This window comes from Weissella paramesenteroides (genome assembly GCF_036327715.1).
Lineage (GTDB): Bacteria > Bacillota > Bacilli > Lactobacillales > Lactobacillaceae > Weissella > Weissella paramesenteroides.
In genome coordinates this window covers 183916-210327 of record NZ_CP130559.1, presented here as the reverse complement: position 1 = coordinate 210327, position 26412 = coordinate 183916, and the positions used below count along the sequence as shown (strand labels likewise).

Genomic DNA, 26412 nt, shown 5'->3' with positions numbered 1-26412 from the left:
CTATAATACTGATTTTTTTATTATTCCGCAAGTTATTTTTAGTAAGTGTCCTTAACTAGCATTCATCAGCTAACCCCAGTGCACCACTTACATAATCAAACATTGCGCTTGCCCCGGGGTTATTTGCAACCTTGATTTGTCTACCTGAACGTCGCAGCCGATGCGCTGCAGTAACCGTTTCATGATGCGCACCACGCATAACAATTAGTACAAAATCATATTGCGCTTTTTGCATTTCATGCATAATTTTATCATTACTAACATCTGATGGATCCAACCAGACGACATCGATACCTAAATGATTTAACTTTTTCGTGGCATTTTTAACTGTCTCACCCCACCAAGAGATAATCAATACCTGTTTCTTCAAGGACAGTATTGGACTAGTAGTTTCGGTTTCCTCCTGTGTCGGTTGCTGATCAATGACGCGCTTGTTTAGCTGACGAATCATCATCACATATCCCGTATCAGAACGTTGTCGAGCAGAGTAATAATAGTCTGTTGTCAGTGAATCTTGTGTAATACCATTTAAAGATATATCAGACAATGCATACACTTGCCCATTTTGATCAATAAATCGCCAGCATTCATCAATTTTTTCAAAGTGACCCTGTATTTGCTGCCATAAGGTCAAATCTTCCGCAACTAAATCATTATATTTGTGCACCAGACGAAGCAATGGGTGATAATCTTCAACACATGCAAAATTTAATTCACTGGTTAACTGTCGAATTCTCTCTGAACGGCTAATTGGTGCATCAGGATGGCTTCGCTTCTTGTACAAACGTAATTCTGCTTGCACCTCTGAGAATTTCTGTTTTAAGGATGCAATTTCTTCTTTGAAGGATTTATCATCTAATTTTGGACAAACATGTTTGATATTTGAAATCTGCTTGACTACTTTTTGACGATTTTGTTTTGTCTGTTTAATCCGGATTTGTTCACGAAGTGTACTCATTTCTGTTTTTTGTTTTTCAAATTCAAATCGGCAATCCAGAATTGTCTGTTCAAGTTGTTTAATCTTTGTTTGTAATTTCTCATTCTGCTTTTCTCTAATAATCAATTGTTTTGCCTGCTGTGCCAACTTTACCTGGGTACAGTCATATTGCTCCATTAATTGAATTTTTGCGTCAGTTAATTGTCGAATACGTTGCTTCAACGACTGGTTAGCTCGCTTTATTTTGTCAGCTGTTTCTATCTGTACGTTGGACACAACAGTTAATTTAATATTTTGATAGAAATCGCTTTCCAAAATTTTACCTAATAATAATAAATTCAATTGCTTTAAAAATTTTTGAATATTGGTTACTTCACCAGTTGGCAAAACGACCTGTAATTGTCGCACCCGCAAATCATTTTTATAACGAATTAAACTTAAATTAAATGATTGTGTGGGTAATTTATCATCCAATTGTGACTGCAAAGGTCTTAGCATGATTTGACTAGTTTGGTTCAATTTATGCAATTGCTGACGTGATAATAAACTATCACTGGTATAAATCTTTTTTACAAAACTCTCAAAGTTCTTTATATCAGTGACTACTTGCTCTTTCTTTTCTGTTATGTGTTGTTTATTAAGCTTCATAAAGTAACCTTTCATCAGATAATTATAGTCAAATGTTACTTTGTTTCGTTTCAGAAAACAATATTTTTCATGACACAAAATTATACAAAAATTAAAAAATTAGCTTTGCTTTATTTACAAAAAAAGTGAAGCCATCCTTAGTCTTAAGAATCAGCTTCACTGTTTGCAATTAGTTTATTTAAATGTCACTGGCTGCAAATCATCGCCATGATTGATAGTGCCACTATTTACTTCGAACTCTTCAATTCGTTTAGGATCAACAAAGAACATAATAATTGTGTCATCATATCCATTATCATGAATAATCTCTCTGTCAAAGGTCATTAACAAGTCACCTCGATGAATTTCTTGTCCATCAACGAAGTGCAAATTAAATCCTTCACCGCGCAAATTAACAGTACCGATACCCACATGAATAATAGCTGACAAACCATTATCAGATTCAATACCAAATGCATGTTGCGTCGAGAAAGTGAAACGAATCTTCCCATCAAATGGGGCATAAACTTCGCCCTTTGTTGGTTCGATTGCATATCCAACACCATGGAACAAAGCCAAATCTTGATTTGTTTGCTTTAATGTTTCCAATGCTGTTAAATCTCCATCAGCTGGTGCAATAATGTCTTGATGTTTGATTGCACTCGCATCTACGGGTATAGTAATATTTTCAGTTGCTAGTTTTGCTTCCAACTGATCAACAACTTCAGCATGCACTTTTTCGGATAGTTTTACCTTCCACAGGAAAATAATCAAAGCTAATGCTGCCAATGTTAATGGCGTGTAGAATGAGAACAACTCAAAGGTATGAATATTACTTGATGTCATATCGTTAGCAGTTGCAGAACCTGTCATGCCTGCTGCCACCGCAATAAAACCAACAATACCATTCGAAAATGCACCTGAAATTTTATCCAACAATGGTCGGATTGACAATGTTACTGCTTCATTTCGAATACCATTATGCAATTGTCCATATTCGATTGCATCAGTCAGTGTTAGCACAGTAACTAATTGTGCGTAGTTAAAATTAAATAATATCAAGCCAATTGTAATCAGTACCGGATTGTCATGTGCCGTCAAAAAGATAATATACGACAAAATCATTGAAATTTGACCAATAGTATACAATACTTTACGTGGAATAAATTTATTCAAAATACCATAAAGTGGCGCTGTAAAAAAACCAACAATTGTAGCCACAACACCAGCAATCCAGAATTGATTTGGCTTATCAAGAACAAATTTAAAATAGTAGAACAATACACCATTAGTGGCAACGTAAGCAACAGAGTACATCAGATAAGCTAATGATGTCCAGAGCATCTGGTCATTCTTAGCAATCCCCACAAAGACATCCTTAATTGATGTTTTTTCTTGATTGGCTGAGTTACGGATAATATTATTTTTTTCCTTCGTTCCCCATGCCGTAGCAAGTGCACATAGAACAGCCACCAAAGATATAATAATCGCAAATGCTAGCCAACCGGCATTTCCTTGTTCATGCTTACCAGTCGCTAGATAAGTAAAGTACGTTGTAATTGGCACAACAATGATTGTTAAACCATTCCAACCAATTGTTCCAGTAAAACTACCTAGAACAGTGAAAACGCCACGTTCTTGACTATTTTCGGAAATGGCTGGTACCATCCCCCAATAAGCCACATCACTAAATGAATAGAAAATATCTAAAGCGACGAAAATAATGACAAAGGCAATTGCAAACAATAACCAATTAACCTTTGATAATCCAAATACACCAGTAAAACAAATAATCAACAAAATTGCACTGACAATCGTACCAATTAAAAGCCAAGGCTTGAACTTACCATATTTAGTACGTGTATTATCAACAATGTTACCTAAAATTGGATCTAAAACGACTTCTGCTAAACGAATAATAACAACAAGCGTCGTAATTAAACCAATCAGCTTATTAGCAATTGACTTTTCAACACCCGCAAACATTCCTGACGTCACATACACAATAAAATATGTACTCAATGCTCCATAAAAAGCTGAATGCCCTAGGTTACCTAACGCAAACCCTATGCGCTCCTTATAACTAATCTTGCTCATAATAATTTCCTCTATTAACCTTCTTTAACCAATACTTTAGTGTCATACGCTGCCACATCATATGTTCCAATGCTAATAACCGTGCCTGTTAGCAAATCCCGCATTGGTGTATTAACCGTAATTGTTTTTTCTTCATCACTGAAGTTAGTAACAAAATAATAAATTTTTTGTTCATTAAGACGCACATTAATATGAACCGCTGCATCCGTTTTATGGATAAGATTTACTTCTTTCAAGTCTAATTGCGTTACCAATGTGTCATAAAAAGCTACCATAAAATCACTGTCAAAACGTGCACCAATATAATATGCTTGACCATTCTTATATTTATTTTGTGTTATTGCAGGCGTTTTGGCATACCATTCACTCGCATAGTTCGCAATTGCTGTTGCACGACCAACTGATAGTACGGTTGCGTAATCGCGTGCTTGGAATTTTTTCTTTCCATCTACTACTGCCACTTGTTGCGTTGGATATAATGTATCCGTTTCAAGTGGATCAACACCATAAACAGCACGTAACGCTTTTGGCCAACCACCTAGAAAGGCAAGATATCGATCATCAACTTGACCCGTGATATAAGTACCAACGATGGTGCCACCCTGCGCTACATATGCCCGTAATTTGTCAGCAAATGCCTCAGTCATCATAAAGTGCATCGGATCGATCACCAACTTATAGGCTGTTAAATCATCAGCTGTACTAATAAATTCAACTGGTACATCGTGTTCCCAGAAATATCGATAATGTTCCTGAATTGTTCGCCAATATTTAATTGTTTCAGCAGCATAATTACGAACATCACTTAATGCCCACATATTGTCATAATCATACACAATAGCCACTTTTGCTTGACGAGCTTTCGTATTTAAAGCTGGTTGCAACTGGTTTAAATTCTCACCAACTTGTGTAACCTCTTTAAAAATACGTGTGTCATCACGTAAATCATGACCAATTGCAGCACCATGGAACATTTCCGATGAACCACGTGATTGATGCAACTGGAAATAATTAATTGCATTGGCCCCATGAGACACTTCTTGCAAAGCACCCATGCGGTGCATACCTGGTGCTTTGGGACGGTTAAAAGGATGCCAATTCACCTGAGACGGTGTACTCTCCATAATCATGTAATTATCATGCTTTAAACTACGCATGACATCATTCATTGCCGCTGTATTCATGGCCAATTCAACTGAACTTTTTGCATCCGTTCCCCAATTTGGATACGAATCCCAGCTAACAACATCCACATGCTTGGCAAAATCTTGATAGTTTAAATCAAAGAAAACATGTTCATCATCAGGGTTTCCACCCATAAAGTTCGTTGTGATTTTAATATCCGGGGTTACTTCTCGGAGTATCTTCGCCTCAACTTCATAAAAATTAATCGTTTGATCTGAAACAAAACGATGCCAGTCTAAATTCAAGCCCAATAAGTTTTGATCACCACGAGGAGATGGCGCAACAACCTGGTCCCAACTCGTATATGTGTGACTCCAAAACGTTGCCCAATAAGCTTTATTCAAATTTTCTAATGTCTGATACTTCTGTTTTAGCCAAGTACGAAAAGCGTTCTGGCACAAATCACAATAACATGCCCCCCCAAATTCATTAGAAACGTGCCAAAGTACTAAGTTCTTGCGCTTTCCATATCGCTCCGCTAATTTACGATCGATTGTTTGAACTTTTTCTCGATAAGCCGGACTGGTATAACAATGATTATGCCGTTCGCCAAATAAATTTCGTTGCCCATTTTCATCAACTCGGAGTACCTCAGGATAATTATCAGCTATCCAACGCGGACGTGCACCACTTGGCGTTGCTAAAATCACATTTATATCCTGCTTTTCTGCCCGATCAAAAACATCATCCAACCAGTCGAATTGGTAAATTCCTTCACTTGGCTCCAATTGCGCCCATGAAAAAATACCAACCGTTATGGTATTGATATGTGCTTTCTTAAAATATTCAAAATCTTGTGCAATAATTTCCGGATGGTCTAGCCATTGTTCAGGATTATAATCGCCACCATGTCCAAACGATGTTTTTTCTTTCATCTCTAACCTCTAGTATCTTTTTAATAATTTCAATGACAACTTTTATTGTAAGCGTTTTCTTAAACTGATATAGTGTTAGTTAGTAAAATTATTTACCAATAATTTATAAAGGAATGCAGCCATGACATCAATTAAAGAAATTGCACTAGTTGCAGGCTTTTCTCAAAGCACTGTTTCACGGTTATTAAACCACGATGAAACATTATCCGTGTCAGAAAGCACACGTATCAAGATATTGGAAACGGCCAAAAAATTACACTATCCATTGCGACCACAAGAGCTTAAAAAGAAATATAAAATTGCCGTTTTTTTCAGTCTAAACCCACAACATGAAATCGAAGATGTTTATTATTATGATTTACGTCGCTGCATTGTTGAATATGCGAATCGAGAATATATTGATATTACATTTATGAAGAATCCGGATACGTCAGATACTAAAGATTATGATGGTGCTCTAGCTGTTGGTTACTTTGATACCTTTCAACTACAACAACTACATCAAAATTTTTCCCACATCATATTTATTGATAGCAATCCTGATCCTGAATACTTTAGTTCTGTTCAACCCGATTTAGAATATGCCACGACAAAAGCAGTAAATTTATTTATTAATCGGAAATTTACGAATATCGGTATTGTCACTGGACAATATTGGTCGACGAACGTTCCAAATAATCAAGTTGTTCGGCTTGACAGTCGCTTGAATTATTTTAAAAATATTATGACGGATGCTGCTTTATATAATGCTGATTTATTATTTCAGGCCCATGATTTTACAATGTCTAGTGGTTTAGCAATTGGTCGAACAATTGGTGATGCAATGCAAGATGGCCTACTACTAGATGCCTTGTTCATCAGTTCTGATTCACTAGCAATCGGTGTCCTTAATGCACTAAATGAACTAGACGCTAATTTAGCTCAAAAGCTAGCAATTATCAGCATCAACGACAGTGCTAGTGCTGCATATACTCAGCCTGCACTAACAACATTTCATATTGATATGCAACAATTAGTGTCCGCTGGTTTTGATAAACTTGATGATATGATTTCCTTTAACCGCACAATGCAAACATCAACTTTGATTACACCAACTTTGATTTATCGTGATAGTTTTAAAAAGTTTCAATAACCTTATACAAAAAAGTAGCACCATGTCCTCCCAATCAAATCGGAGTCCATAGTGCTACTTTTATATAAAGCGATTAATGATTTATTGAATTAATAAACTGCCATTTCACTTTCAGGGTCAAAGAAATGAGCACGGTTCAAATCAAAGCCAAGCTTCAATTCTGATCCTGTTTCTTTAAAATCGCGTCCGTCTACCTTAGCAACAACTTCTGTATTACCAATTTTGCTGTATAGTTGTGACTCTGCGCCAAGCAACTCTGAAACGACAATTTTAGCCGAGACAACTGCATTAGGGAACGTTTCCAAAAAGGCATTTTCTGTGTGCAAATCTTCCGGACGAATACCAAAGATTAGCTTTTTACTCTGGTAACCCTTGTCATTAAGAACTTTGGCACAACCTTGTGGCACTTCGAGCTCAAAATTACCACCTTCATCAGTGATTTTATCGCCCTTCAAAGTAATGTTAAAGAAGTTCATCGCTGGTGATCCAATAAATCCACCCACAAATACATTTGCTGGATTATCATAAACTTCTTTTGGTGTACCAACTTGTTGGATTTTACCGTCCTTCATAATCACAATGCGATCAGCCATCGTCATCGCTTCAGTTTGATCATGAGTCACATAAATAGTTGTTGTATTCAATCGTTGATGTAACTTTGCAATTTCAGCACGCATTGATACACGCAACTTAGCATCCAAATTAGATAGTGGCTCATCCATTAAGAAGATTGGTGCGTCACGAACAATTGAACGTCCCAAAGCAACACGTTGTCGTTGACCACCAGACAAAGCGGCTGGCTTACGCTTTAGATAATCACTTAGTCCAAGAATTTCAGCCGCATCCTTCACGCGCTTATCAATCTCAGCTTTATCATATTTACGAATCTTAAGACCAAATGCCATATTATCATATACCGTCATATGTGGATACAAAGCATAATTTTGGAATACCATCGCAATATCACGATCTTTTGGTGACTCATTATTAACGACTTTGTCATCAATTTTTAGATCACCCTCTGAAATATCTTCCAAACCGGCAATCATTCGTAGTGTCGTCGATTTACCACATCCTGACGGACCAACGAAAACAATAAATTCACGATCCTTAATCTGCAAATTAAAATCAGTCACCGAATAATCTGAAGCATTTTCGTATTTTTTATAAATGTGATCCAGTGCTATTTGAGCCATTAGAACGTCACCCTATCCTTCTTTATATTTTCTTATTAAACCCTTTGTTTTAGTCCAAGTTGTCTTCTAGAATATCAACAATTTCTTGATCCTTTTGTGGCGTTTCAACAAACGAACGAATGAAAAAGTCATTTGCTTTTTTGATGATTGCTGGATCGACTTTCGGTTCGTGATCAACCGTTAATAGTCCGTTAACTTCTTGCTCTGTATCGGCCAGTTGCGTATAGACAATGCCATACAAGCAATGTGATTGACTAACAGCATGCATAATTCTTTGATACTCACTCACGAACTCTTCATCAGACTTTGCCCCTGTGTAACCCCAGCCTTCTGAAGGTGCTTGCTTATTATAACCAATCCCTCCAAATTCAGTGAGTAGGATTGGTTGCCCTTTATAAGTGAAACCATCAGCGAAAATATCCCATACTGGCGGGTTACGAATGATTTTCTCCCATGAACTTAATGTTTCAGTGTAATAATCATACGTTTCCAAATCATCTTTCGTACCATGCGCATAATTATGAACGGCACAAATATCAGTTTCTGTTTGTGCCCAACCATCATTAGATTGTACAAGTCTTGTAGAATCCAATGAATGAATCATATGGTACAAAGCTTGTGTAAAGTGTTGTTGTTGTCGATCAATGTGTACCTGTGGCACGCCCCAACTTTCATTAACTGGTACCCAAGTCAAAATTGATGGATGGTTATAATCTCTTTCAATAATCTCTAACCACTCCTGATACAAGGTTGTCTCAGCTTTCGGCGTAAAGACTGGTGCAGCTGCACATTCTCCCCAAGTAATAAATCCTAGTTGATCTGCCCAATATAGGAAACGAGGGTCTTCAACTTTTTGATGTAATCTTGCACCATTAAAGCCCATTTCCTTCGCTAAGGTAATATCCTTTTTGAATTCTTCATCATTTGGTGCGGTTAGCAAACCATCTGGCCAATAACCTTGGTCCAAAACTAATTTTTGATAATAAGGACGGTTGTTTAAGTAAACCATCCCCTTTGACGTATGGATTTTACGCATACCAAAGTATGATGATACGTGGTCCGTTTGTGCATCTGGGGCTGTCGTTTCAAAATCAACAGTAAACAAATTAGGATGTTCTGGTGACCATAACCACCCTTCATTGTGATATCCCATTCGGAAGATATGTTTTCCTAATACATTAATGCTCAACTCAAATGAACTTTCTTCCGGATAAATAGCAACTTTAGCTAATTGTTGGTCTTTAAATTTAATATCAGCAACAACTTGTGTACCAGGGATAAAGTTAGCAATCTCACCAGTCATTTTGACATTGCCTTTGTCGATATCCGTCACATATTTAACCGTTGTCAAATTAGTTAATGGTTTCATTTCTAGCCAAACAGTCTGCCAAATACCGGTAGTATTGGTATACCAAATACCAGCACTTTCGCCTGTCCAATTTTGCTTGCCGCGCGTAAGCTCTTCATCACGAACCGGATCTTTAGCACGAACCGTTAAGACATGATCTTCACCAGCCTTAACGTGGTCAGTGATATCGAAAGAGAAACTAGTATGTCCACCCACATGCGTACCAATGTGTTGCTCATCAACCCAAACATCTGTTTCAAAATCAACGGCTCCAAAATGCAAGATCGTTGCCTCATCAGCTGAAGCATCTACGGTAAAGTGACGTTGGTACCAAACAACACTATGTTCACTTTGATCATCGATACCACTCAACTTAGTTTGATAAACAAATGGCACTTCAATTGTCTGGTTAAAATCATGTTGTTGGTACCAATCTTCTTTAACACCTAAATCTTGGTCATCAAAGGCAAACTGCCAAGTACCATTTAAATTTAACCAATGCTCTCTTTGAAATTGCGGTTCAGGATATTCTGTACGGTACATACTTTTTCTCGCTTTCTTTTACTGCGTATTTGCTAAACTTTGTCTTTTTTTCTTTAAACTAATGATAATTGTGGCTGGCACCAAGGTACCGACTGCAATAATATCCATACAGAAGTATGAAATAATAATTTCAGTCACTAGAATTGGCATGATCCACTTGTTAATTTCTTTTTGTGACAAGAAATAATAGGCAATTAATAAATTCGTTAATCCAGCTAAGATGAACATCGTGCCAATGAGACCATTAAATGAACTAATTGGTACCAATTTACCAATGTCATTCATTTTTGTCATATTCAAAAAGCCTAAAACAATCGTGATTGCGCCATCGATAAATTGCCAAGCTGCACAAATAATCAATAATCTTTTATCCCATTTCTTATCTAACATATTTAACTACTATCCTTTCACACCTACTGACAAGGACATTGATTGCAAGAAGTACTTCTGTGCAACCAAATATAGGATGAACGTTGGAATGATCGCAATAATAGCACCTGCCATCAAAGTTGGAATATCCGCAACGTACATACCTTGCAATAACTTTAGTCCTGGCGTAATTGGCATCTTGTTAATGTCTGAGAACACAATTGATGGCCATAGGAAGTCATTCCATGTTCCCGTAAAGGTAAATAGCGCAACCACGAACAAAACTGGTTTAATCAATGGTAGAATAACAATTCTAAAGATTTGCCAATCACTGGCACCATCAATTCGTGCGGCTTCATCATACGCGATGGGGATGTTATCCATAAATTGTCGAATTAGGAAGATATTAAATATCCCTGTCGCTGCTGGAAAAATCATCGCCCATGGGGTGTTTGCCCAACCCAATGTTGTCATAATTTTGTATAGTGGAATAATGTTCATGACTGCTGGGAACATCATTGTTGATAGTAGGAACATGAACAAGGCGTTGCGGCCACGGAAGCGTAACCGTGAAAACGCAAATGCCGAAAGTGATGTGACGACTAATACCAAAATCGTTGACCCACCAGAAATAACAATTGAGTTTAAGAACCAGCGAAAGACTGGTGTATTAGCTGTGTTTTCTAGTAAACGTGTGTAGTTAGTAAATATCCAGTGAATGGGCAAAAACTTAAACCCAACTGATTGCATTTCAAGGTTACTCTTGAATGATGACATGACACCATACAATAATGGTGTCACCCAAACAATCCCTAATACAATTAGGAAAATGAGCGATAACCACTGAACTGACCCTTGTTTCTTATTTTTCATGATCTTCTCACCTTCCCGCATTAATCTTTATTTCTTAGAAGAAATAGTTGAACCATTGAAACGATTGTTATACAGATACCTAGGATGACCGCCATAGCTGATGAGATACCCGCTAACGATTGTCCAGATCCAAAGGCGTTTTGTTGCACATTCATCATCAATACAGTCGTTGATCCATTTGGTCCACCGTTGGTCATCATTAGTGGTTGTCCATAAATGTTAAACTGTGCAATGGTTGTTGTCACAATCGTAAATAACAATTGTCCACGAATACTTGGTAACGTGATGTGAATAAATTTCTTCCAACGTGAAGCACCATCAATATCCGCTGCTTCGTAGTAGTCTTGTGGAATACCATTTAAGGCTGCTTGGTAAATAATCATATTGCCACCGATTGTCCACCAGACGGTCAAAATAACAATCGTCATCCATGCCCATGGTTGCGTTCCTGTCCAAACTTGGTTCAAATGGAATAGTGTATTCAATGGACCATAGTTAGGGTTGAAGATTAGTGACCAAACAATAACAACCGCTGAGATTGAAAATAGACTTGGTAAGTAGAACAACCCTTGGAAAAATTTTGCGAACGCTGGTTTTGTATTTAGCACAACCGCTAATAGCAGTGGTACTAAAATACAGAATGGTACCGATATCAACACGAACAAAATCGTATGCCACAAACCACTCGTTAATTGGTCATGAAATATTGAATTTGAGAACAATATCGTTTTGAAATTATCAAAACCGACGAATACAGGCGTGCGAACCAAATCCCATTTTGTAAACGCAATATAGATTCCAAAAATCAATGGGATAAAAAAGAATATTGTGAAAATAACTAAATGCGGTAGCAAATACAATATAGGAAGGCTTTTCCCATGTGAGCGCCGCGACTTTTTTCGATCCGTACTAGTACTTCCCGACTTAAAAGGAATATCTGCCATTTGTGTTTCACTCCTATCAATATATTTTGACTAATCTGCCATTTGTGCATCAACTTCGTCTTGTACAGTATTTTGTAGTTTATTCAAATAACTTGAAATACTTGTCTTGCCAAAGACTGCATCATAGGCATATCGATCTAAGTAATCAGCTAAGTACCCGTTATAACGATAATTAAATATCCGTAATGATTTTTGCTCAGTCTTATCAGTCAACAAGAATGATTGTTGCATCTTTTGATATTCTTTATCCTCAGTAATAGCCAATGTTGCTGGATTTTGACCTGCCTTTGCCCACTCTAATGAATGTGTACGTACCCAGCTAATAAACTGTAAGGTCGCTTCAGTCTTTGCTTTATCACGCTTAGGTTGCTTTAATAACACAAATTGGTGACTTGATGACCAGTTAACCATTTTGTCAGGATCATCTGATAATTGTGGTGCATTCGTTACCCCATATTTGACATCAGATTCTTTAATTTGATTATTCATCCAAATACCTTCTGGGAAGAAGATTTCTTTGTTCGTTAAGAACAATTGCATTGGGTCTTGACCATCTTGAGATGTCACCTTTTGATCATGTAACCCCTTGTATAATTGGATAACCTGTCGAGATTTTTTATTATCTAAATTCGGATTCTTACCATCCTTGGTTAGTTCCTCACCTAGTTGCCCATACAGTGATAGGAAACTTGGCTTCCACCATGTTAATCCTAGACCAGTGATGCCATCTTTTTGTGACTTCTCACCAGCCGCTTTAATTTCATCAAAAGTCACAATATTGTCATCAAGAGCATGTGGTGCATACTTTTTGACTAAACTTTTGTTGTAATACATGAAGGTTGTATGTATGTCTAGCGGCACACCATATCTTTTGCCCTGGTAAGCACCGTTTTCCCATGCTTCAGGTACATAGTTTGATTTATTAATATCAGAAAAATCACCTAAGTAAGGATTGTAATCATCGAGTAGCCCATTATGCACATAATCCTTAATACGCTCTACGTGCACAATCTGTAGATCAGGAACCCCCTTCTTAGAATTAACAATAGTCGGAATCTTTGAATACATATCTGATTCAGTCAGTGAAACATTCTTCACCTTGTACTCAGGATTCGTCTTATTATATTGATTCACTAACTTTTGCATACTTGTACCATCCGGCCCAGTGAATGGATTCCAAAAAACAATTTCTTTATTGGAATCTGCATGAATTACTGGATTAAACACTTCTGTTAGCCCAAATGATAGGCAAAATGATGCAATTGTTGCCCCAAAAATTTGTGCCTTTTTCATAAATAACCCCTCTTAATAAATCTACATTGTTAAATGATTAACATTATTATTAACCATCCCAATGACTGAATTATCACGCTTTATGAAAGCGCTGTCAATACTATTGAATCAGTATTGAAAGCGGTTAATTATATTGACAACTATCGACTTTAGACGGATAATCGGCTTTATAATAATTAACGCAAAAGTTAACTGCTTTTATAACGGAGGTAATTACATGGACATCGATATCAGTCCAAATTCTTTGCGTGTGTATCAAGCCTTAGATTCTGAGGTTAGACTAGAAATCCTTGAAATCATTTCGAGCGAAACAATTACCGCAACAGAATTAGCCCAAAGAATGAATATCAGTAAAGCGGCTATCTCTAAAAATTTACACATTTTAGAAAAAGCCAACATTATTAGTTTTAAGAAGGATGCTGATAATCGAAAAAGCTACCCCACTATGAATATTGATCAGATTAATATTCATTTTCCACAAAAAATATTCCCAGAGTATTATAAAAAAACTTATGATATTCCTATTGGTAACTACTTTGCCATTAATCAGGTCATGCCATCTTGTGGCTTATCATCTGAAAATGCAATTATTGGCAGCATGGATGACGTCAATGCGTTTTTCTCTGTTGAACGCTTTCGTTCACAAATCTTGTGGTTCACACAAGGAACAATTGAATATATTATTCCAAATGAGTTACCTGCGGACGGTAAAATTGAGATGATTGAATTTGAGTTAGAAATGGCGAGTGAATTCCCACTATCTAATAATAATTGGCATTCTAAAATCGGCTTTTGGATCAACGATACCTTTGTTGGTGAAACTGAATTGCCAGGTAATTATTCTGATGTGCAAGGAAATTACACACCTGACTGGTGGCCCGAAAAATTTAGTCAATATGGTCTACTTAAACATCTTCGGATTGGCGAACTGGATACTTCTGTTGATAGTAAGAGCATTTCAGATGTTAAAATCAGTGATTTACATTTATCAGACAGCAAACGATTAGCTTTAAAAATGTCCGTTTTGCCAATCGAAAAAGATACTTATGGTGGTCTAACACTTTTCGGTGAACACTTTGGTAATCATCGTCAAAATATCAAAGCTAACGTCTACTATTCTGAATAAAACGAACTATCGTTTATTTCTAAATACAATTAAATTATTTTTAGGGGTAAAAACAATGTCTTTAATTCACATCACACGTTTTTCAACAACTTTACAGGAACACTTAAAGGCTAGTGTTATCTTGCCAGATGTCTTACCAAACAAGCCCTTATCTACCATTTGGTTACTACATGGACTAGGAGAAAACGGTACTTGTTGGGAACGTTTTACAAGTATTGAAAATCTTGCCATGCAATATCAAGTTGCAGTAATCATGCCAAATGTTAATCGCAGTTTTTACATGGATGAAGCCAATGGTTTACCATATTGGACTTATTTAACTGAAGAATTCATGCCAGAAATACGGCATATGTTCCCGCTGAGCACTTCACGTGAACAAAACTTTGTGGTGGGAAATTCTATGGGTGGTTTTGGCGCATTAAAGTTGGCTTTCAGTCATCCCGAGTGGTTTAGTGCAGTTGCCGCATTATCTCCTGCTGTTGATTTGCGCGATATCATTCCGATTATGTCTGATATTTCACGTGTGTTTGGTCCAAAATTACCTGAAAGCTATCTAGAAGATTTGGCACTGGCTGCACCAAAGGAGCAATTACAAGCAATGCAGTGGTATCGATCAATTGGTGATCATGATTTTATGCGTGTTGCCAATGATAATTTCACAAGTTTCATGAACTCATTAGACATCAATGAAACATACTCAGTCACACCTGGTGATCATGATTGGTTTTTCTGGGATGATGAAATTAAAAAAGTTTTTGCTTGGTTACCATTACAAGCGAATAATTAATTAAAATTTAAGAAGATATATTGAAGTCGTCAGACATAACTTTATTTAGTGGGGAAATAGTAATGGATATATGGGAACAAATGTATACAGCAGCAAAGAAAGAATACCATCCAGAGGATGTCACACCATTTATTTACGCACACAATGTTGTTAGTGCCATTGAAGCTGAAAATGGTGAAATTTTTACCGGCTTTTGTATCGAAAGTTGTAGTGGTGTTTGTAACTTATGTGCAGAACGAGTAGCAGCACTTAATATGTACACTAACAGTGGTCAAACTCATATCAAACGCCTAATCGCTTTTAGAGACAAGGCACCTGTTGCAGATGAAAATAATAGTTTACCTTGCGGTGCTTGTCGCGAATTTCTAATGCAACTGGATTCAAAAAATAAAGACACCGAAATATTAGTCGATTACGAAAATAAAGAGACTACTACTTTAGAAAAATTAATACCAAATTGGTGGGGTTTATCTCGCCAAGCTTAGTCATTGCAAAATAGTTTTATAACAGGTGGTCTGTGTATTAATTAGTACTTGCTCAATTCAATTCTTAATAAAAATGCACCCATTAACCGTCCGGAAGTTAATGGGTGCATTTATCTGTTATAAATTTTATTAATTGCTGTTCCAGCAAACTTCTAAACCTCACCAGTATCCCACACAAACACATTCTTTGCATAATTAGCTATTTTTTATAATACTTAGGGACGAAGTAACTATAATTAAAACATGGAAAGAGGGTGAACATGCATGAAAAAATTTGATAATTTATTGAAAAATAATCCCTTGTATTTTTTACTCTTTTTAACAGTTTTGATGGCTCTATTTAAAATACTGCTAAATGTCATCCAACGTCGTCAAATATTTAATGACATGGATTCAGTATTTTTCATTGCTGGATTCTACTTGGTCTCTTGGATAATAACCAAGTTATTTCACTCTAAGTATGTCAGAGTTTTTGCTGCCTTTCTAGTAACATTTACCTATCTTTCAGTTGAAATGTTCTTTGATGGTAGCTACGTTAATTATACGTCTTTCATTGTTACCGGTGCCGTAGCTATCTTCATAGCTGCAATGATGAGCTTGATCATGAATTTAATTGACTCAAAAAACAATAGATAAAATTATTCTGAAAACAAATTAGCTGTATTTTTATGGAGAATGAGGTGAGTTTCAATGACTAAAAGCATAACTATCAGACCATGTAGAAAAAATGAAAACTTTTCTGAAATTTCCAAGCTATATTTAAAAACTTGGAAAAGTGCTTATAAAAATTTATTGTCACAAAAGTTACTTACGCAATTAAGCGAACATACTTGGTCACCACAAAAAAGATGGCAAAATACCCTTATTGCAGAAAACGATTTAAAAATAATTGGTGTTTGTAGCTTTGGACCATCGAGATCCGATATGTTCTCGAACTACGGTGAGGTATATTCAATATATATCGATTCTGAATACCAACATATAGGAGCTGGTTCACAACTTCTAAAACAGGCATTAAATAACTTAAGGCAACATGGTTACCATTCTGTTTTTCTATGGGTGCTTTATAATAATGTGCCTGCTATAAAATTTTATAGCAAAATGGGATTCAAAATAATTGGAAAACCTAGAATAGATAAAACAAAGTTAGGAGAAATCAAGGACCAAGCAATGTGTATCTATTTAAAATAAGTCAATTATGTAAAGATATCCATCCTCACATTAAAGGAATGTTTGAGATTAATTAATTATTCTAAACAATATAGATAATTATTTTCTGAAAGACATTATATGGAAGGGAATTTCATAACAATAGTTAAACGTTGGTGGTACCAACGCTGGTTTCCCATTTCAATTATTGTATTAATGGCATTGCTTGCTCTTGTACCACAGCTCATCACTGGCAGTACAATTGTCGGAACTGATGGTATTTTCCACTTTAACCGATTTTACGAAACCGCAAAACAAATTAGTAATCTAAAACTTAGCTATTTTCAAATGAACTATGGTTTTCAACAGAGTGGTCGAGTGATCAATGCCGTCTATGGTCCATACTTCGCTTATATTGCGGGGTTATTGTTAATAATTTGCCGAAACTGGTATCGGTTTCAATTAGTCTCAACGTTTGCGGTGTACGCCATCAGCGGCTGGAGTATGTTTCGACTGGCCCAAATAGCTGGTGCACGACGAAATCCTAGCTTGCTTGCCGCCCTGATCTTTGTCAATGTCGGCTGGTTGCCACGCTGGGGAGTAGATCAAAACATGAGCGGAATTGGGGCAGCCATTTTGCCTTCCGTGATTGCTTGCGGTGTGGTTATGGTGAAACAACATGACCGGCCAATGCAACCGATAAAGCTTGCCCTTTTAATGGCAGTTCTCTGTCAAATCCATGTTCTGAGTACGCTGATGGCCTTCTTGATTCTGATACCATTTTGGCTAGTTGGTCTCTACCACGCCAACTCACGGTCGAAAATGATCTGGGATACCACCATTGCAGTAGGAATTACGTTGCTATTGTCCGCGAATGTCTGGGGTGCAATGTTGTCTCTGTATAGCCATAATTCGCTAGCAATGCCCCACACCTCATCATTGGTACATAACACCCTTCAAATGACTTGGCTTGAGGATAAACGGCAAACAGTGAACTGGTTGCTAATCTTAATATTTGCCATCCAGTTAGGTCTTCTGGTAGCGAAACGTAAACACCCTTCCAAAATGAACTGGTTTATCAGCGGTCTAGGCTTTACTGTACTTTGGATGACCACTTTGCTATTTCCATGGCAGCTGGTGTCCCGATCAGTGCCGGGCCTCTCATCAATGCTCCAATTTCCTGTGCGGCTGACCGTTTTGGCTTACCCATTGCTACTTTGTGGGTTGGCATTGACGTTTTCACAGCCGATTCGACCAATACGACAAAAAAAATTGGTTATGATTGGCGCAATATTGGTTACTGGATTGCTCATCGGGATCAATGTGCGTCAAATTGCAATAACAAGCAAACAAATTCAGCATCATCGTGTGCTCAGGCATTTGGGTGGGACATCGTTGACCAAACGTTCACCAGAACAACTGCGCGCGGCATTGAACAGTCAACATCCTGGAATCCTATTACAGCTAGCAGAAAAGCATAGCGGTGACTACTTACCTCTAACACACACGTTTAAAAATGAATCGAACAGTCCTGGTAGTCTCTATGAACAACAGGTTCTCAAGCACCACAAATCTTACAAGTTCATGGTACGCAACGGTAGTCGCCTCGAGGTTCAGTGGCGCGCAACAACGCAGTCGCAGGCTGTGATTCCTGTTGTAACATACTATAATTCGTTGTTAACGCTAAATGGTAAAACGCTCAACCGATCGCAATATGGCAGGACACGTATCAGCGCGCCCATTGTTTGGAGTCACAAAGGAAACAATAAATTGATTCTTAAATACGAGACCCCCACCTGGGTCAGTGGTTTACTTTGGTTGGCAGCTCTTAGCTGGCTAGTACTCGGTGCATACGGCACCCATTGGATTTGGCGGTGGTATCGGTTTCATTAAGATGCTGAAGACAAATTAAACCATTAACTAAAATAGCAGGAGGTTGGGACAAAAATAGCTTAGATTTTTTGGATCCTTACCCTTCCAGAACTGAGGCTATGTTAAATGATGTCGACTTTATTTAATTATCATTCATTAAACCTTTGCTCTAATTTCTTTTCACTTTGCTTAAGTAAAGCTTGCGGATCAATATCAAATTTTGCACTCATAATCAAAACCTGATCTAAAACATCCGCTAACTCTTCTTTTAAATTGGCTTTTGCATCACTGGTTGACTGCTCACTTTCTCCTGGATGATCTCTACCAATTTCTAGAGCTCTGATGGATCTAGAAAGTTCTCCTACCTCTTCAGTCAAAAAATTTAATCGAATAAACGCTGAATATTGATACCAATTACGTTTTTTATAGAAGTTAACTAGCCATGTTTGATGTTCATTTAAAGACAAAAGATTCCCTCCTAATGCTCAAATACTACGCAACACGTCCTTAATATTCTAACATTATAGGAAACTTTATTAAAAAATCGCCATTTATTATGGTTCTAAAATTTTTCAAACAGTAACAGTGAAAAGCCTGTGTCTGAACACAATCAGACACAGGCTTTTTATTTAATCAAAATTTTCTAATACTTCAAAACACAACCCACTAATCGTTCATAATAAAACGATCGATCAATGCCCCAACAATTGATCCAACAAATGGTGCTGTGAGGTAGACCCACAAATCTTTCATTGGCAATCCACCAGCAAATAATGCTGGGTATAACGAACGAACCGGATTCATTGATGCACCAGTTAAGTTACCCGCAGCAAAGACCAAAATAGCAATTGTTAGCCCCACTGCAATTGGTGCTTGTAAATTATATGATTTTGTCTTTTCATTGTTTAATACCAAGATAACAACTAACAATACTGTGGTCAAAACTACCTCGACCAGAAAAGCCATACCGGCAGATATATTAGGAAATACCGTACCATTCAGATTATTCTTAGCTATTTCTGTTGACCAGCTTAAGCCTGCCCCTTTGAGGTAAGCTTTGTAAGTTAAAGTCAAAAACAATCCACCAATAAGACCACCGACTAATTGTGCAATAACATAGACAACTGCTTCAGCCGCCTTCATTTGCTTTGTTAAAAACATCATCAATGTCACAGCTGGATTAAAGTGTGCCCCAGACAATGGTCCAAAAGCATAAACCAAGACGGCTAGTGAAACACCCCAACCAATTGAAGGTCCTAATAAGTCATTATATCCACCCATAACGACTAAAGCAGGTCCAAAAAACACCAACAATGCTGTTCCAAAAACTTCCCCAAAAATCTTCTTTTTCACTTTTTTACCCCTCAATTGCATCATTGACCATCTGCAAGAATGCAGCTGGTTCTAGTGATGCGCGACCAATTAACAACCCATCAATATCTGCTAAGCCAAGAATTTCTTTCGAATTTTCTGGCGTGACTGACCCACCATATTGGATGCGAATTTTATCAGCGACTTCTTGTGTAAACAAGATAGCTAATGACTGACGAATAACCTTAGCAGAGTGTTCGATTACTTCTAGTGATGGCGTCTCACTTGCGCCAATTGCCCAAGCTGGCTCGTAAGCAATCACAATATTTTCCGCCCTTTGTTTATCAACACCTGCTAAGCCCACTGCAATCTCTGTCAACGGTGCCATATCCTCGTCATCCGGGTTATAGCGTGTCGTATCTTCAGCAATTGCAACAATTGGTATCAACTCGTTACGTAGTGCTGCGGTAACCTTTAGTCCCACTGATCCATTGGTTTCCTTAAACATTTTACGTCGCTCATAGTGACCGACAATCGATCCTGACACACCAATATCAGCCAAGGCAGCCGGTGATGTTTCACCAGTATATGAACCTTCATCAGCCCAGTGCAAATTTTCAGAAATCACAGCGACTGGTATGTCCAGCTCTTGACTCTGTTTAACCATTTCATGTAAATAAATATCTTGCGCTGCAATACCTACCCTTACTCTTTTAGGATCTGGCAGTTTTCCTTGGATTTCTTGTAAGAAATCATAAACTTCGGCAACCTTTTTGTTGGTCTTCCAGTTTGCAACAATTAAAGGAATTCTCCCCGTCATTAATTTAACTCCTCTTTTAGCGCTTTTAATTGCGCTTCATCACGTAAATGTACATATTCTGCTGTCATAGCTTGCTTTGTCTCATCAGACCAATCCAATATCTTAGCCATTTCATCAATCACAGGTTCTTCAATGCGTGCTAAGTTTTCTGATTTAAATAATAGATAGTTCGTACGACGTAAGAAATAATCAATTGGTCGTAGAACAAATTCTTTATCTATGGCGTAATGCAACATACTTGTTTCAGCGACAGATAGTTTAGGTGCTGAAACTCCTGATTCAATGTATGCAATGATTTCAGGCGTATTAGAGCCATACAAATTTGCAATCTCCATCGCTTTAACTTCATTCACATCATGTTTTTCTAATTCTTCCGCATACTTCGCAAGTTCACCATCAACATCATTTGGATTAAAATGGCCACCTGATACTGGATATTTAGTTGAATCAATTGGTGTCACTGCTTTATCAAATTTGTCAGTAAAGAGTTTTGTTAATTCAGTCATCGTTTCTGATGCCATCAAACGATAATCCGTTAACTTACCACCTGATACATTAACAATGCCATTCTCTACATTAATTTGGAAACCACGTGAAACACTTGACGTACTCTTTTTAAAGCCAGTCAGATGATCTAATTGTTCATCTACTACCTGTCGTTCAATTTCGTGGTTGAAATACTGATCAAGTTTTTCATCTAAGGCATGCAAACTTTCATCCGATGCCACCTTCTTAGCAGTATTGCCGTTATAATCACCGACACCACTGATCAATGGACGCAAGCCAGCCCAACTTGCTTGCACATCATCAATGGTAATATGCGCATTAGGGAACCGACGATTGATTGCCGTTAATAGGTAATCAACATCCGCCTTTTCTACCTTTGGATGCATATAATCCCCAGTATAATCAGTATCAGTTGTCCCAAAGTAAGTCTTATTGGCACGTGGAATAACGAATAACATGCGACCATCATGGAAGCCAGAATCAAAGTACACCGTATTTGGCACTGGTAAACGATCCTGATTAATAACTAAATGCACACCCTTTGTCGGACGAATCGCATCGCTGGTGGTTTCATCCGCAAATTTTGTAATCGTGTCATGCCAAGGACCGGCCGCATTTACTACAACTTTTCCTTTAATATCAAATAATTCCTTGGTAAAAGTATCTACCACACTAATTCGTTTTTCTGATCGATCAGCCACAACTGCGGTAGCTTTTAAATGACTAACAGCAACAGCACCATCACTCACGGCTTGTTTAATATTTTCAATGGTTAAGCGTGCATCATTATTCTGATAATCAAGGTAAATTGCTAATCCAACCAAGCCTTCATTATCCAACATTGGTAGATAGTCGTGGGCTTCTTCAGCTGACAACAACCGATGAACATACGGACTATCATCAGGTACATTGGCCAACTTATCATAAATTTCCATGGCAATTTCAGCACCCATCGGCGTGAATGTTGCTTCAGGTTCATCATAAAGTGGCATTAACATATGCGATGGACGCGGAATGTGTGGTGCAACCTGTTGCACACGGGCACGTTCTGAAACGGTGTCAGCAACCACATCAACATCAAATGTCTTTAGGTAACGAATACCACCATGTACCAGTTTAGTTGAACGACTACTTGTTCCTTCAGCAAAATCCTGCATATCAATAATTGCTGTGCGTAATCCTGACGCAGCTGCTTGAAGCGCAATACCAGCACCTGTAATACCAGCACCAATAATGACAACATCAAAATCTTCATCTTTTAATTTTTGAATGGCTGCGATACGTTGTTCACTCTTAAATCGCATTACTTCGTGCCTCGCTTCTTAGGTTTGAAGACCCGAGTAGCTTTAACAGCCAATTGCCATCCTTCATACAGTTCTTCAGCATCTTCTACGGACATTTCTGGTTTAAACTCCGTTGCTTGTTGAGTCATTGTCTTTAATTCATCAATGTCTTTCCAGAAACCAACAGCTAAACCGGCTAAGAATGCTGATCCCATGGCAGTTGTTTCAACATTGGCAGGACGTGATACTTCTGTTTGTAACAAATCTGATTGGAATTGCATGAGGTAATTATTCATTGATGCACCACCGTCAACGTGTAACTTAGCAATATCAAGACCAGTATCCTTGCGCATAACATCAACAACATCACGACTTTGATAAGCCAATGATTGCAAGGTTGCCTTCACAAAATCTTCACGCGTCGTTCCACGAGTCAAACCAAAGACTGAACCACGGGCCTCTGAATCCCAATAAGGTGCACCAAATCCTGTAAAGGCTGGTACAACATAAACCTCATCTTCATCAGCTGAAGCATTGGCCATATCTTCACTTTCAGGACTTTGCTTAATCACTCGCATTCCGTCACGTAACCACTGCAATGCTGAACCAGCAACAAAGACTGAACCTTCAAGCGCATAAGTTACCTTACCGTCAATACCGTAGGCAATTGTTGTTAACAGCCCATTCTTTGAAATCTTCGCTTCATCACCTGTATTCATGACAACGAAAGCTCCAGTACCGTATGTGTTCTTAACATCCCCCTTATTAAGAGCCAGTTGACCAAACAATGATGCCTGTTGATCACCTGCAATCCCCGCAATTGGTACCTCAGCACCAAAGAAGTGGACCGGAATGGCTGTCCCATAAACTTCTGAAGACTGGCGAACTTCTGGCAACATCTTTGCCGGAATGTTCAACAAGTCTAATAATTCTTGATCCCATTTTAAGTTCTTAATATCAAACATCATGGTACGAGAAGCGTTGGTGTAGTCAGTAATGTGCACCTTACCACCCGTTAATTTCCATACCAACCAAGTATCGATCGTACCAAACAGTAATTCACCATGTTCTGCTCGACTTTGAGCTCCACTGACTTGATCCAAAATAAAGCGAATCTTAGTTGCCGAGAAATAAGCATCCGGCACTAATCCTGTTTTCTCTTGAATCATTTCTTGATAACCGTCAGCAATCAATTTTTCAGCAATTGGTGCCGTTTGACGTGATTGCCAAACCACCGCATTATAAATTGGTAATCCAGTTTCCTTATCCCAGACAATGGTTGTCTCTCGTTGGTTAGTAATACCAACGCCCGCAATATCATTAGGATGAATACCTGATTGAATCAGAGCCGTAGCGATCACTGCTTGAACAGCAATCCAAATTTCATTAGCATCTTGCTCAACCCATCCTGGTTCTGGATAGAACATTGTGATTTCACGTTGTGCTGATGCAATAATCTTGCCTTGCTTATCATAAATCACGGCACGAGTACTTGTTGTCCCCTCGTCAATTGATAGTACATACTTTTGCATATTAATACCCCCATTGGATGACTCAACCACACAGACGACTTTTCATGTCATTGATGGTGTAAGCGTTTTCTAACAACTCATCCAGCGTACAACGAAACAATAAATTTCACAATGTTCATTTTTAATTCAATTTAAATCATTAAAAAATTCACAAAACAGTAATTTATCAACTAATTCTTGAATTCATTTCATGACTAAACAGGTAAAACATTGTCATAATGCATGCTATTGAACATTCATTATACCCACATATGAAATTGTTTTACATTTTTACTGTTTATGTAATTTGTATAATGAAAGTCATTAACAAATAAAATTTAAAAAAACTTTTTTTCACAAACAAGTTTTTAATAAATTATTTAAAATTACTAGCAATTTTGACCCACTCATTTTATTTTCATTTAAAACAACAAACAAAAAAGTTCTGGAAAGAATCGTTTTCACGATTCCTTCCAGAACAAAATTTAAATTACTTTATTCAAAATTGATTATGTGACCATTAATCAGCCTTTTTATAATCGGCCGGTGCTGGTCTACCCTTAACTTCTTTTTGTGGGCTAAATGGGGTTGATTCCTCTTCTTGAGAATCTTTTTCTACTTCTTCTGGTTTGTTATCTTTTTCAGTCATTAAATAAAACCCTCCTTGGTGAATAAAACTAATCAATCCTTGTAGGCTATGACGTTATTCTAACAGAACGAATTCGTAATAAAAAGTAAAACGTCTTAATCGCCGTTAACCCAGTGCCGCAACAACCGCATCGTTAAACACAGGCAAATCCTTAGGTTCACGGCTTGTAATCAAATTACCATCGATTACCACCGGCTTATCTTCAATGCGTGCCCCAGCATAATACAAATCAGGCTGGACCGTCAAATAAGATGTCATCGTGCGTCCATGAACCAAGCCCGTCTGAATCATCAGCTGTGGGCCATGACAAATACTTGCTGTTAACTTATTCTTTGCCAAGAAATATTTGACGAAATCAACAAATCGCTGATCAGCACGTAGTTGATCAGGTGAGAAGCCGCCAGGAATAAATAATGCATCAAAGTCCTCTGGCTTTACTTCAGAAATCGCCTGGTCAATGGTAATCTTTGTCCCATGCTTTCCTGTGACGGTTCCCTTTTCAAAACCAATTGTGGCCACATCATGACCAGCATCTTCAATTGCTTTAACCGGATCAGTATACTCAACATCTTCTACAAAATCAGTAACAAGAACTGCAACTTTCTTTTTCATTGTTAATAACCTCCCGTGGTTAGTAGACCTATCATCTACCATATCCACACCATAACATATTTACTTTGTTGTTGTTAAGTTATAAGTGTTGAAAAAATTAGTTGGAGGTGTACAGAGCTTCATTATTTTACAGTTTTTGTACCACCAGCATCACCGTTAACCCCCTCTTCTACACCTGGATTGTACCAATCAACGTGAGCATTCGTTTTTTGTTTCGTTAAATCAAAATAGTTAATAATAGGATCAGGTGCTTTGGCCCACGTATAGCTTTTCTTCAACTGCCCAATTGTTGTAATACGATATGCTGTACTTGGAAATAAACAAGTAATAATTGTTACCTGTGCCTTTTGACTGGGATCAAGCACACTCACGTCATCAGCCTTAACCAGCCGTTGTTGTTTGATACGATATTCAAAAATGCCGTCACTATTAGCTAGGTAAATGGCTTGATTATTCAACCAATTACTTTTTTGTCTCTGCCCATTCACAAGATAAGGTGAATCATTTTGATAATTTTGCTGCAAACCACTAAACCCCGTTAAACCATCATCAGAATTATGACTAGCCAGTCCATAATTACCTTGCCCCATTACTGGTACTTGCTTACCAGTTGGATCTACCGAGCTACGATTTGCATAATTTGCACCTGCTTGCAGACCTTTTTCTGAATAAGCATCATTAAAAATAGGCTCAAGAATACCAACAACAGGTATACTAACAAATCCTTGCTTTTTTAGACCAGTTTGCGTTTCACGCATTAGGCGTTGTCTAATTCTATTACGATCAACTAAACTCGTCTTCTTGTTATCATCAACTACGACCCTATGTGAACGTATTTCTTGCACGATTTTATTATGAACATCAAACCAATTTTGTTGGTA

24 protein-coding genes are annotated in these 26412 nt (G+C 37.6%); 7 read left to right on the top strand and 17 right to left on the bottom strand.

The genetic code is table 11. The features are described 5' to 3' along the window. Positions 1-55 precede the first annotated feature (55 nt). The 3 genes from QRX23_RS01005 to QRX23_RS00995 all read right to left on the bottom strand — a co-directional run bounded on the left by QRX23_RS01005 (position 56) and on the right by QRX23_RS00995 (position 5721). Entirely contained in the window at positions 56-1585 is a 1530-nt protein-coding gene (locus QRX23_RS01005; protein ID WP_150191388.1) for a coiled-coil domain-containing protein, read from the bottom strand. Between the two features lie 174 nt (positions 1586-1759). Further along, positions 1760-3661, bottom strand: coding sequence for a glycoside-pentoside-hexuronide (GPH):cation symporter (locus QRX23_RS01000; RefSeq protein ID WP_330155621.1), 1902 nt, complete (start codon positions 3659-3661; stop codon positions 1760-1762). 14 nt (positions 3662-3675) lie between these two features. Further along, on the bottom strand, positions 3676-5721 hold the full coding sequence (locus tag QRX23_RS00995; protein ID WP_330155620.1) for a beta-galactosidase: 2046 nt from the start codon (positions 5719-5721) through the stop codon (positions 3676-3678). A gap of 121 nt (positions 5722-5842) precedes the next feature. Here QRX23_RS00995 and QRX23_RS00990 point away from each other — a divergent pair, with 121 nt between their 5' ends. Then, entirely contained in the window at positions 5843-6853 is a 1011-nt protein-coding gene (locus QRX23_RS00990) for a LacI family DNA-binding transcriptional regulator (protein WP_140837263.1), read from the top strand. 89 nt (positions 6854-6942) lie between these two features. On the opposite strand, the gene QRX23_RS00985 is transcribed toward QRX23_RS00990, so the two are convergent. The 6 genes from QRX23_RS00985 to QRX23_RS00960 are packed head-to-tail and all read right to left on the bottom strand — an operon-like array spanning position 6943 to position 13419. After that, entirely contained in the window at positions 6943-8049 is a 1107-nt protein-coding gene (locus QRX23_RS00985; RefSeq protein WP_330155619.1) for an ABC transporter ATP-binding protein, read from the bottom strand. 49 nt (positions 8050-8098) lie between these two features. Then, entirely contained in the window at positions 8099-9940 is a 1842-nt protein-coding gene (locus QRX23_RS00980; RefSeq protein ID WP_330155618.1) for a glycoside hydrolase family 2 protein, read from the bottom strand. 18 nt (positions 9941-9958) lie between these two features. After that, positions 9959-10330, bottom strand: a complete 372-nt coding sequence (locus QRX23_RS00975) for a hypothetical protein (RefSeq protein ID WP_140837267.1) — start codon at positions 10328-10330, stop codon at positions 9959-9961. A gap of 9 nt (positions 10331-10339) precedes the next feature. Further along, complete coding sequence (locus QRX23_RS00970; RefSeq protein WP_330155617.1) at positions 10340-11182, bottom strand: carbohydrate ABC transporter permease; 843 nt, start codon at positions 11180-11182, stop codon at positions 10340-10342. A 20-nt stretch (positions 11183-11202) separates the two neighbouring features. Then, positions 11203-12126 carry a carbohydrate ABC transporter permease gene (locus QRX23_RS00965; RefSeq protein WP_330155616.1) on the bottom strand — a complete coding sequence of 308 codons (924 nt, stop codon included), beginning with the start codon at positions 12124-12126 and terminating at the stop codon, positions 11203-11205. A gap of 30 nt (positions 12127-12156) precedes the next feature. Then, the gene (locus tag QRX23_RS00960; RefSeq protein WP_330155615.1) at positions 12157-13419 is read right to left on the bottom strand and encodes an extracellular solute-binding protein; all 1263 of its coding nucleotides are present in this window, start codon (positions 13417-13419) and stop codon (positions 12157-12159) included. A gap of 217 nt (positions 13420-13636) precedes the next feature. Between QRX23_RS00960 and QRX23_RS00955 the strand changes: the two genes are divergently transcribed. The 6 genes from QRX23_RS00955 (at position 13637) to QRX23_RS00930 (ending at position 18859) form a co-directional block, all read left to right on the top strand. Next, positions 13637-14545, top strand: coding sequence for an ArsR/SmtB family transcription factor (locus QRX23_RS00955; protein WP_330155614.1), 909 nt, complete (start codon positions 13637-13639; stop codon positions 14543-14545). Between the two features lie 55 nt (positions 14546-14600). Next, complete coding sequence (locus tag QRX23_RS00950; protein ID WP_330155613.1) at positions 14601-15332, top strand: alpha/beta hydrolase; 732 nt, start codon at positions 14601-14603, stop codon at positions 15330-15332. Positions 15333-15394: 62 nt separating this feature from the next. Further along, a complete protein-coding gene (locus QRX23_RS00945) occupies positions 15395-15817 on the top strand; it encodes a cytidine deaminase family protein (RefSeq protein WP_002828802.1) in 423 nt (140 codons plus the stop codon). 264 nt (positions 15818-16081) lie between these two features. Continuing rightward, the gene (locus tag QRX23_RS00940) at positions 16082-16453 is read left to right on the top strand and encodes a hypothetical protein (protein WP_330155612.1); all 372 of its coding nucleotides are present in this window, start codon (positions 16082-16084) and stop codon (positions 16451-16453) included. 54 nt (positions 16454-16507) lie between these two features. Further along, a complete protein-coding gene (locus tag QRX23_RS00935) occupies positions 16508-17008 on the top strand; it encodes a GNAT family N-acetyltransferase (RefSeq protein ID WP_330155611.1) in 501 nt (166 codons plus the stop codon). A 99-nt stretch (positions 17009-17107) separates the two neighbouring features. Continuing rightward, positions 17108-18859 (top strand): hypothetical protein, encoded by a 1752-nt coding sequence (locus QRX23_RS00930; protein WP_330155610.1) that lies wholly within the window; start codon positions 17108-17110, stop codon positions 18857-18859. Positions 18860-18987: 128 nt separating this feature from the next. Here QRX23_RS00930 and QRX23_RS00925 read toward each other — a convergent pair whose 3' ends face one another. The 8 genes from QRX23_RS00925 to QRX23_RS00890 all read right to left on the bottom strand — a co-directional run bounded on the left by QRX23_RS00925 (position 18988) and on the right by QRX23_RS00890 (position 26376). After that, on the bottom strand, positions 18988-19305 hold the full coding sequence (locus QRX23_RS00925; RefSeq protein WP_330155609.1) for a MazG nucleotide pyrophosphohydrolase domain-containing protein: 318 nt from the start codon (positions 19303-19305) through the stop codon (positions 18988-18990). Positions 19306-19504: 199 nt separating this feature from the next. Further along, positions 19505-20191, bottom strand: coding sequence for an MIP/aquaporin family protein (locus QRX23_RS00920; protein ID WP_277361709.1), 687 nt, complete (start codon positions 20189-20191; stop codon positions 19505-19507). 4 nt (positions 20192-20195) lie between these two features. Beyond that, positions 20196-20969, bottom strand: a complete 774-nt coding sequence (gene tpiA / locus QRX23_RS00915) for a triose-phosphate isomerase (RefSeq protein WP_140837277.1) — start codon at positions 20967-20969, stop codon at positions 20196-20198. Continuing rightward, positions 20969-22780 carry an FAD-dependent oxidoreductase gene (locus QRX23_RS00910; protein WP_330155608.1) on the bottom strand — a complete coding sequence of 604 codons (1812 nt, stop codon included), beginning with the start codon at positions 22778-22780 and terminating at the stop codon, positions 20969-20971. Before QRX23_RS00910 ends, tpiA begins: the two co-directional genes overlap by 1 nt. Next, the gene (gene glpK, locus QRX23_RS00905) at positions 22780-24291 is read right to left on the bottom strand and encodes a glycerol kinase GlpK (RefSeq protein ID WP_251939614.1); all 1512 of its coding nucleotides are present in this window, start codon (positions 24289-24291) and stop codon (positions 22780-22782) included. Before glpK ends, QRX23_RS00910 begins: the two co-directional genes overlap by 1 nt. A gap of 499 nt (positions 24292-24790) precedes the next feature. Beyond that, entirely contained in the window at positions 24791-24919 is a 129-nt protein-coding gene (locus tag QRX23_RS00900) for a hypothetical protein (RefSeq protein ID WP_002828812.1), read from the bottom strand. Positions 24920-25024: 105 nt separating this feature from the next. Further along, positions 25025-25531 carry a type 1 glutamine amidotransferase domain-containing protein gene (locus QRX23_RS00895; protein ID WP_330155607.1) on the bottom strand — a complete coding sequence of 169 codons (507 nt, stop codon included), beginning with the start codon at positions 25529-25531 and terminating at the stop codon, positions 25025-25027. Between the two features lie 122 nt (positions 25532-25653). Next, complete coding sequence (locus QRX23_RS00890) at positions 25654-26376, bottom strand: class A sortase (RefSeq protein WP_330155606.1); 723 nt, start codon at positions 26374-26376, stop codon at positions 25654-25656. Positions 26377-26412: the final 36 nt, after the last annotated feature.

Excerpts from the sequence above, each read along its gene's own strand:
- QRX23_RS01005 (WP_150191388.1), bottom strand. The coding sequence starts at position 1,585 with ATGAAGCTTAATAAACAACACATAACAGAAAAGAAAGAGCAAGTAGTC.
- QRX23_RS01000 (WP_330155621.1), bottom strand. The coding sequence starts at position 3,661 with ATGAGCAAGATTAGTTATAAGGAGCGCATAGGGTTTGCGTTAGGTAAC.
- QRX23_RS00995 (WP_330155620.1), bottom strand. The coding sequence starts at position 5,721 with ATGAAAGAAAAAACATCGTTTGGACATGGTGGCGATTATAATCCTGAA.
- QRX23_RS00990 (WP_140837263.1), top strand. The coding sequence starts at position 5,843 with ATGACATCAATTAAAGAAATTGCACTAGTTGCAGGCTTTTCTCAAAGC.
- QRX23_RS00985 (WP_330155619.1), bottom strand. The coding sequence starts at position 8,049 with ATGGCTCAAATAGCACTGGATCACATTTATAAAAAATACGAAAATGCT.
- QRX23_RS00980 (WP_330155618.1), bottom strand. The coding sequence starts at position 9,940 with ATGTACCGTACAGAATATCCTGAACCGCAATTTCAAAGAGAGCATTGG.
- QRX23_RS00975 (WP_140837267.1), bottom strand. The coding sequence starts at position 10,330 with ATGTTAGATAAGAAATGGGATAAAAGATTATTGATTATTTGTGCAGCT.
- QRX23_RS00970 (WP_330155617.1), bottom strand. The coding sequence starts at position 11,182 with ATGAAAAATAAGAAACAAGGGTCAGTTCAGTGGTTATCGCTCATTTTC.
- QRX23_RS00965 (WP_330155616.1), bottom strand. The coding sequence starts at position 12,126 with ATGGCAGATATTCCTTTTAAGTCGGGAAGTACTAGTACGGATCGAAAA.
- QRX23_RS00960 (WP_330155615.1), bottom strand. The coding sequence starts at position 13,419 with ATGAAAAAGGCACAAATTTTTGGGGCAACAATTGCATCATTTTGCCTA.
- QRX23_RS00955 (WP_330155614.1), top strand. The coding sequence starts at position 13,637 with ATGGACATCGATATCAGTCCAAATTCTTTGCGTGTGTATCAAGCCTTA.
- QRX23_RS00950 (WP_330155613.1), top strand. The coding sequence starts at position 14,601 with ATGTCTTTAATTCACATCACACGTTTTTCAACAACTTTACAGGAACAC.
- QRX23_RS00945 (WP_002828802.1), top strand. The coding sequence starts at position 15,395 with ATGGATATATGGGAACAAATGTATACAGCAGCAAAGAAAGAATACCAT.
- QRX23_RS00940 (WP_330155612.1), top strand. The coding sequence starts at position 16,082 with ATGAAAAAATTTGATAATTTATTGAAAAATAATCCCTTGTATTTTTTA.
- QRX23_RS00935 (WP_330155611.1), top strand. The coding sequence starts at position 16,508 with ATGACTAAAAGCATAACTATCAGACCATGTAGAAAAAATGAAAACTTT.
- QRX23_RS00930 (WP_330155610.1), top strand. The coding sequence starts at position 17,108 with ATGGAAGGGAATTTCATAACAATAGTTAAACGTTGGTGGTACCAACGC.
- tpiA (WP_140837277.1), bottom strand. The coding sequence starts at position 20,969 with ATGACGGGGAGAATTCCTTTAATTGTTGCAAACTGGAAGACCAACAAA.
- QRX23_RS00910 (WP_330155608.1), bottom strand. The coding sequence starts at position 22,780 with ATGCGATTTAAGAGTGAACAACGTATCGCAGCCATTCAAAAATTAAAA.
- glpK (WP_251939614.1), bottom strand. The coding sequence starts at position 24,291 with ATGCAAAAGTATGTACTATCAATTGACGAGGGGACAACAAGTACTCGT.
- QRX23_RS00900 (WP_002828812.1), bottom strand. The coding sequence starts at position 24,919 with ATGACTGAAAAAGATAACAAACCAGAAGAAGTAGAAAAAGATTCTCAA.
- QRX23_RS00895 (WP_330155607.1), bottom strand. The coding sequence starts at position 25,531 with ATGAAAAAGAAAGTTGCAGTTCTTGTTACTGATTTTGTAGAAGATGTT.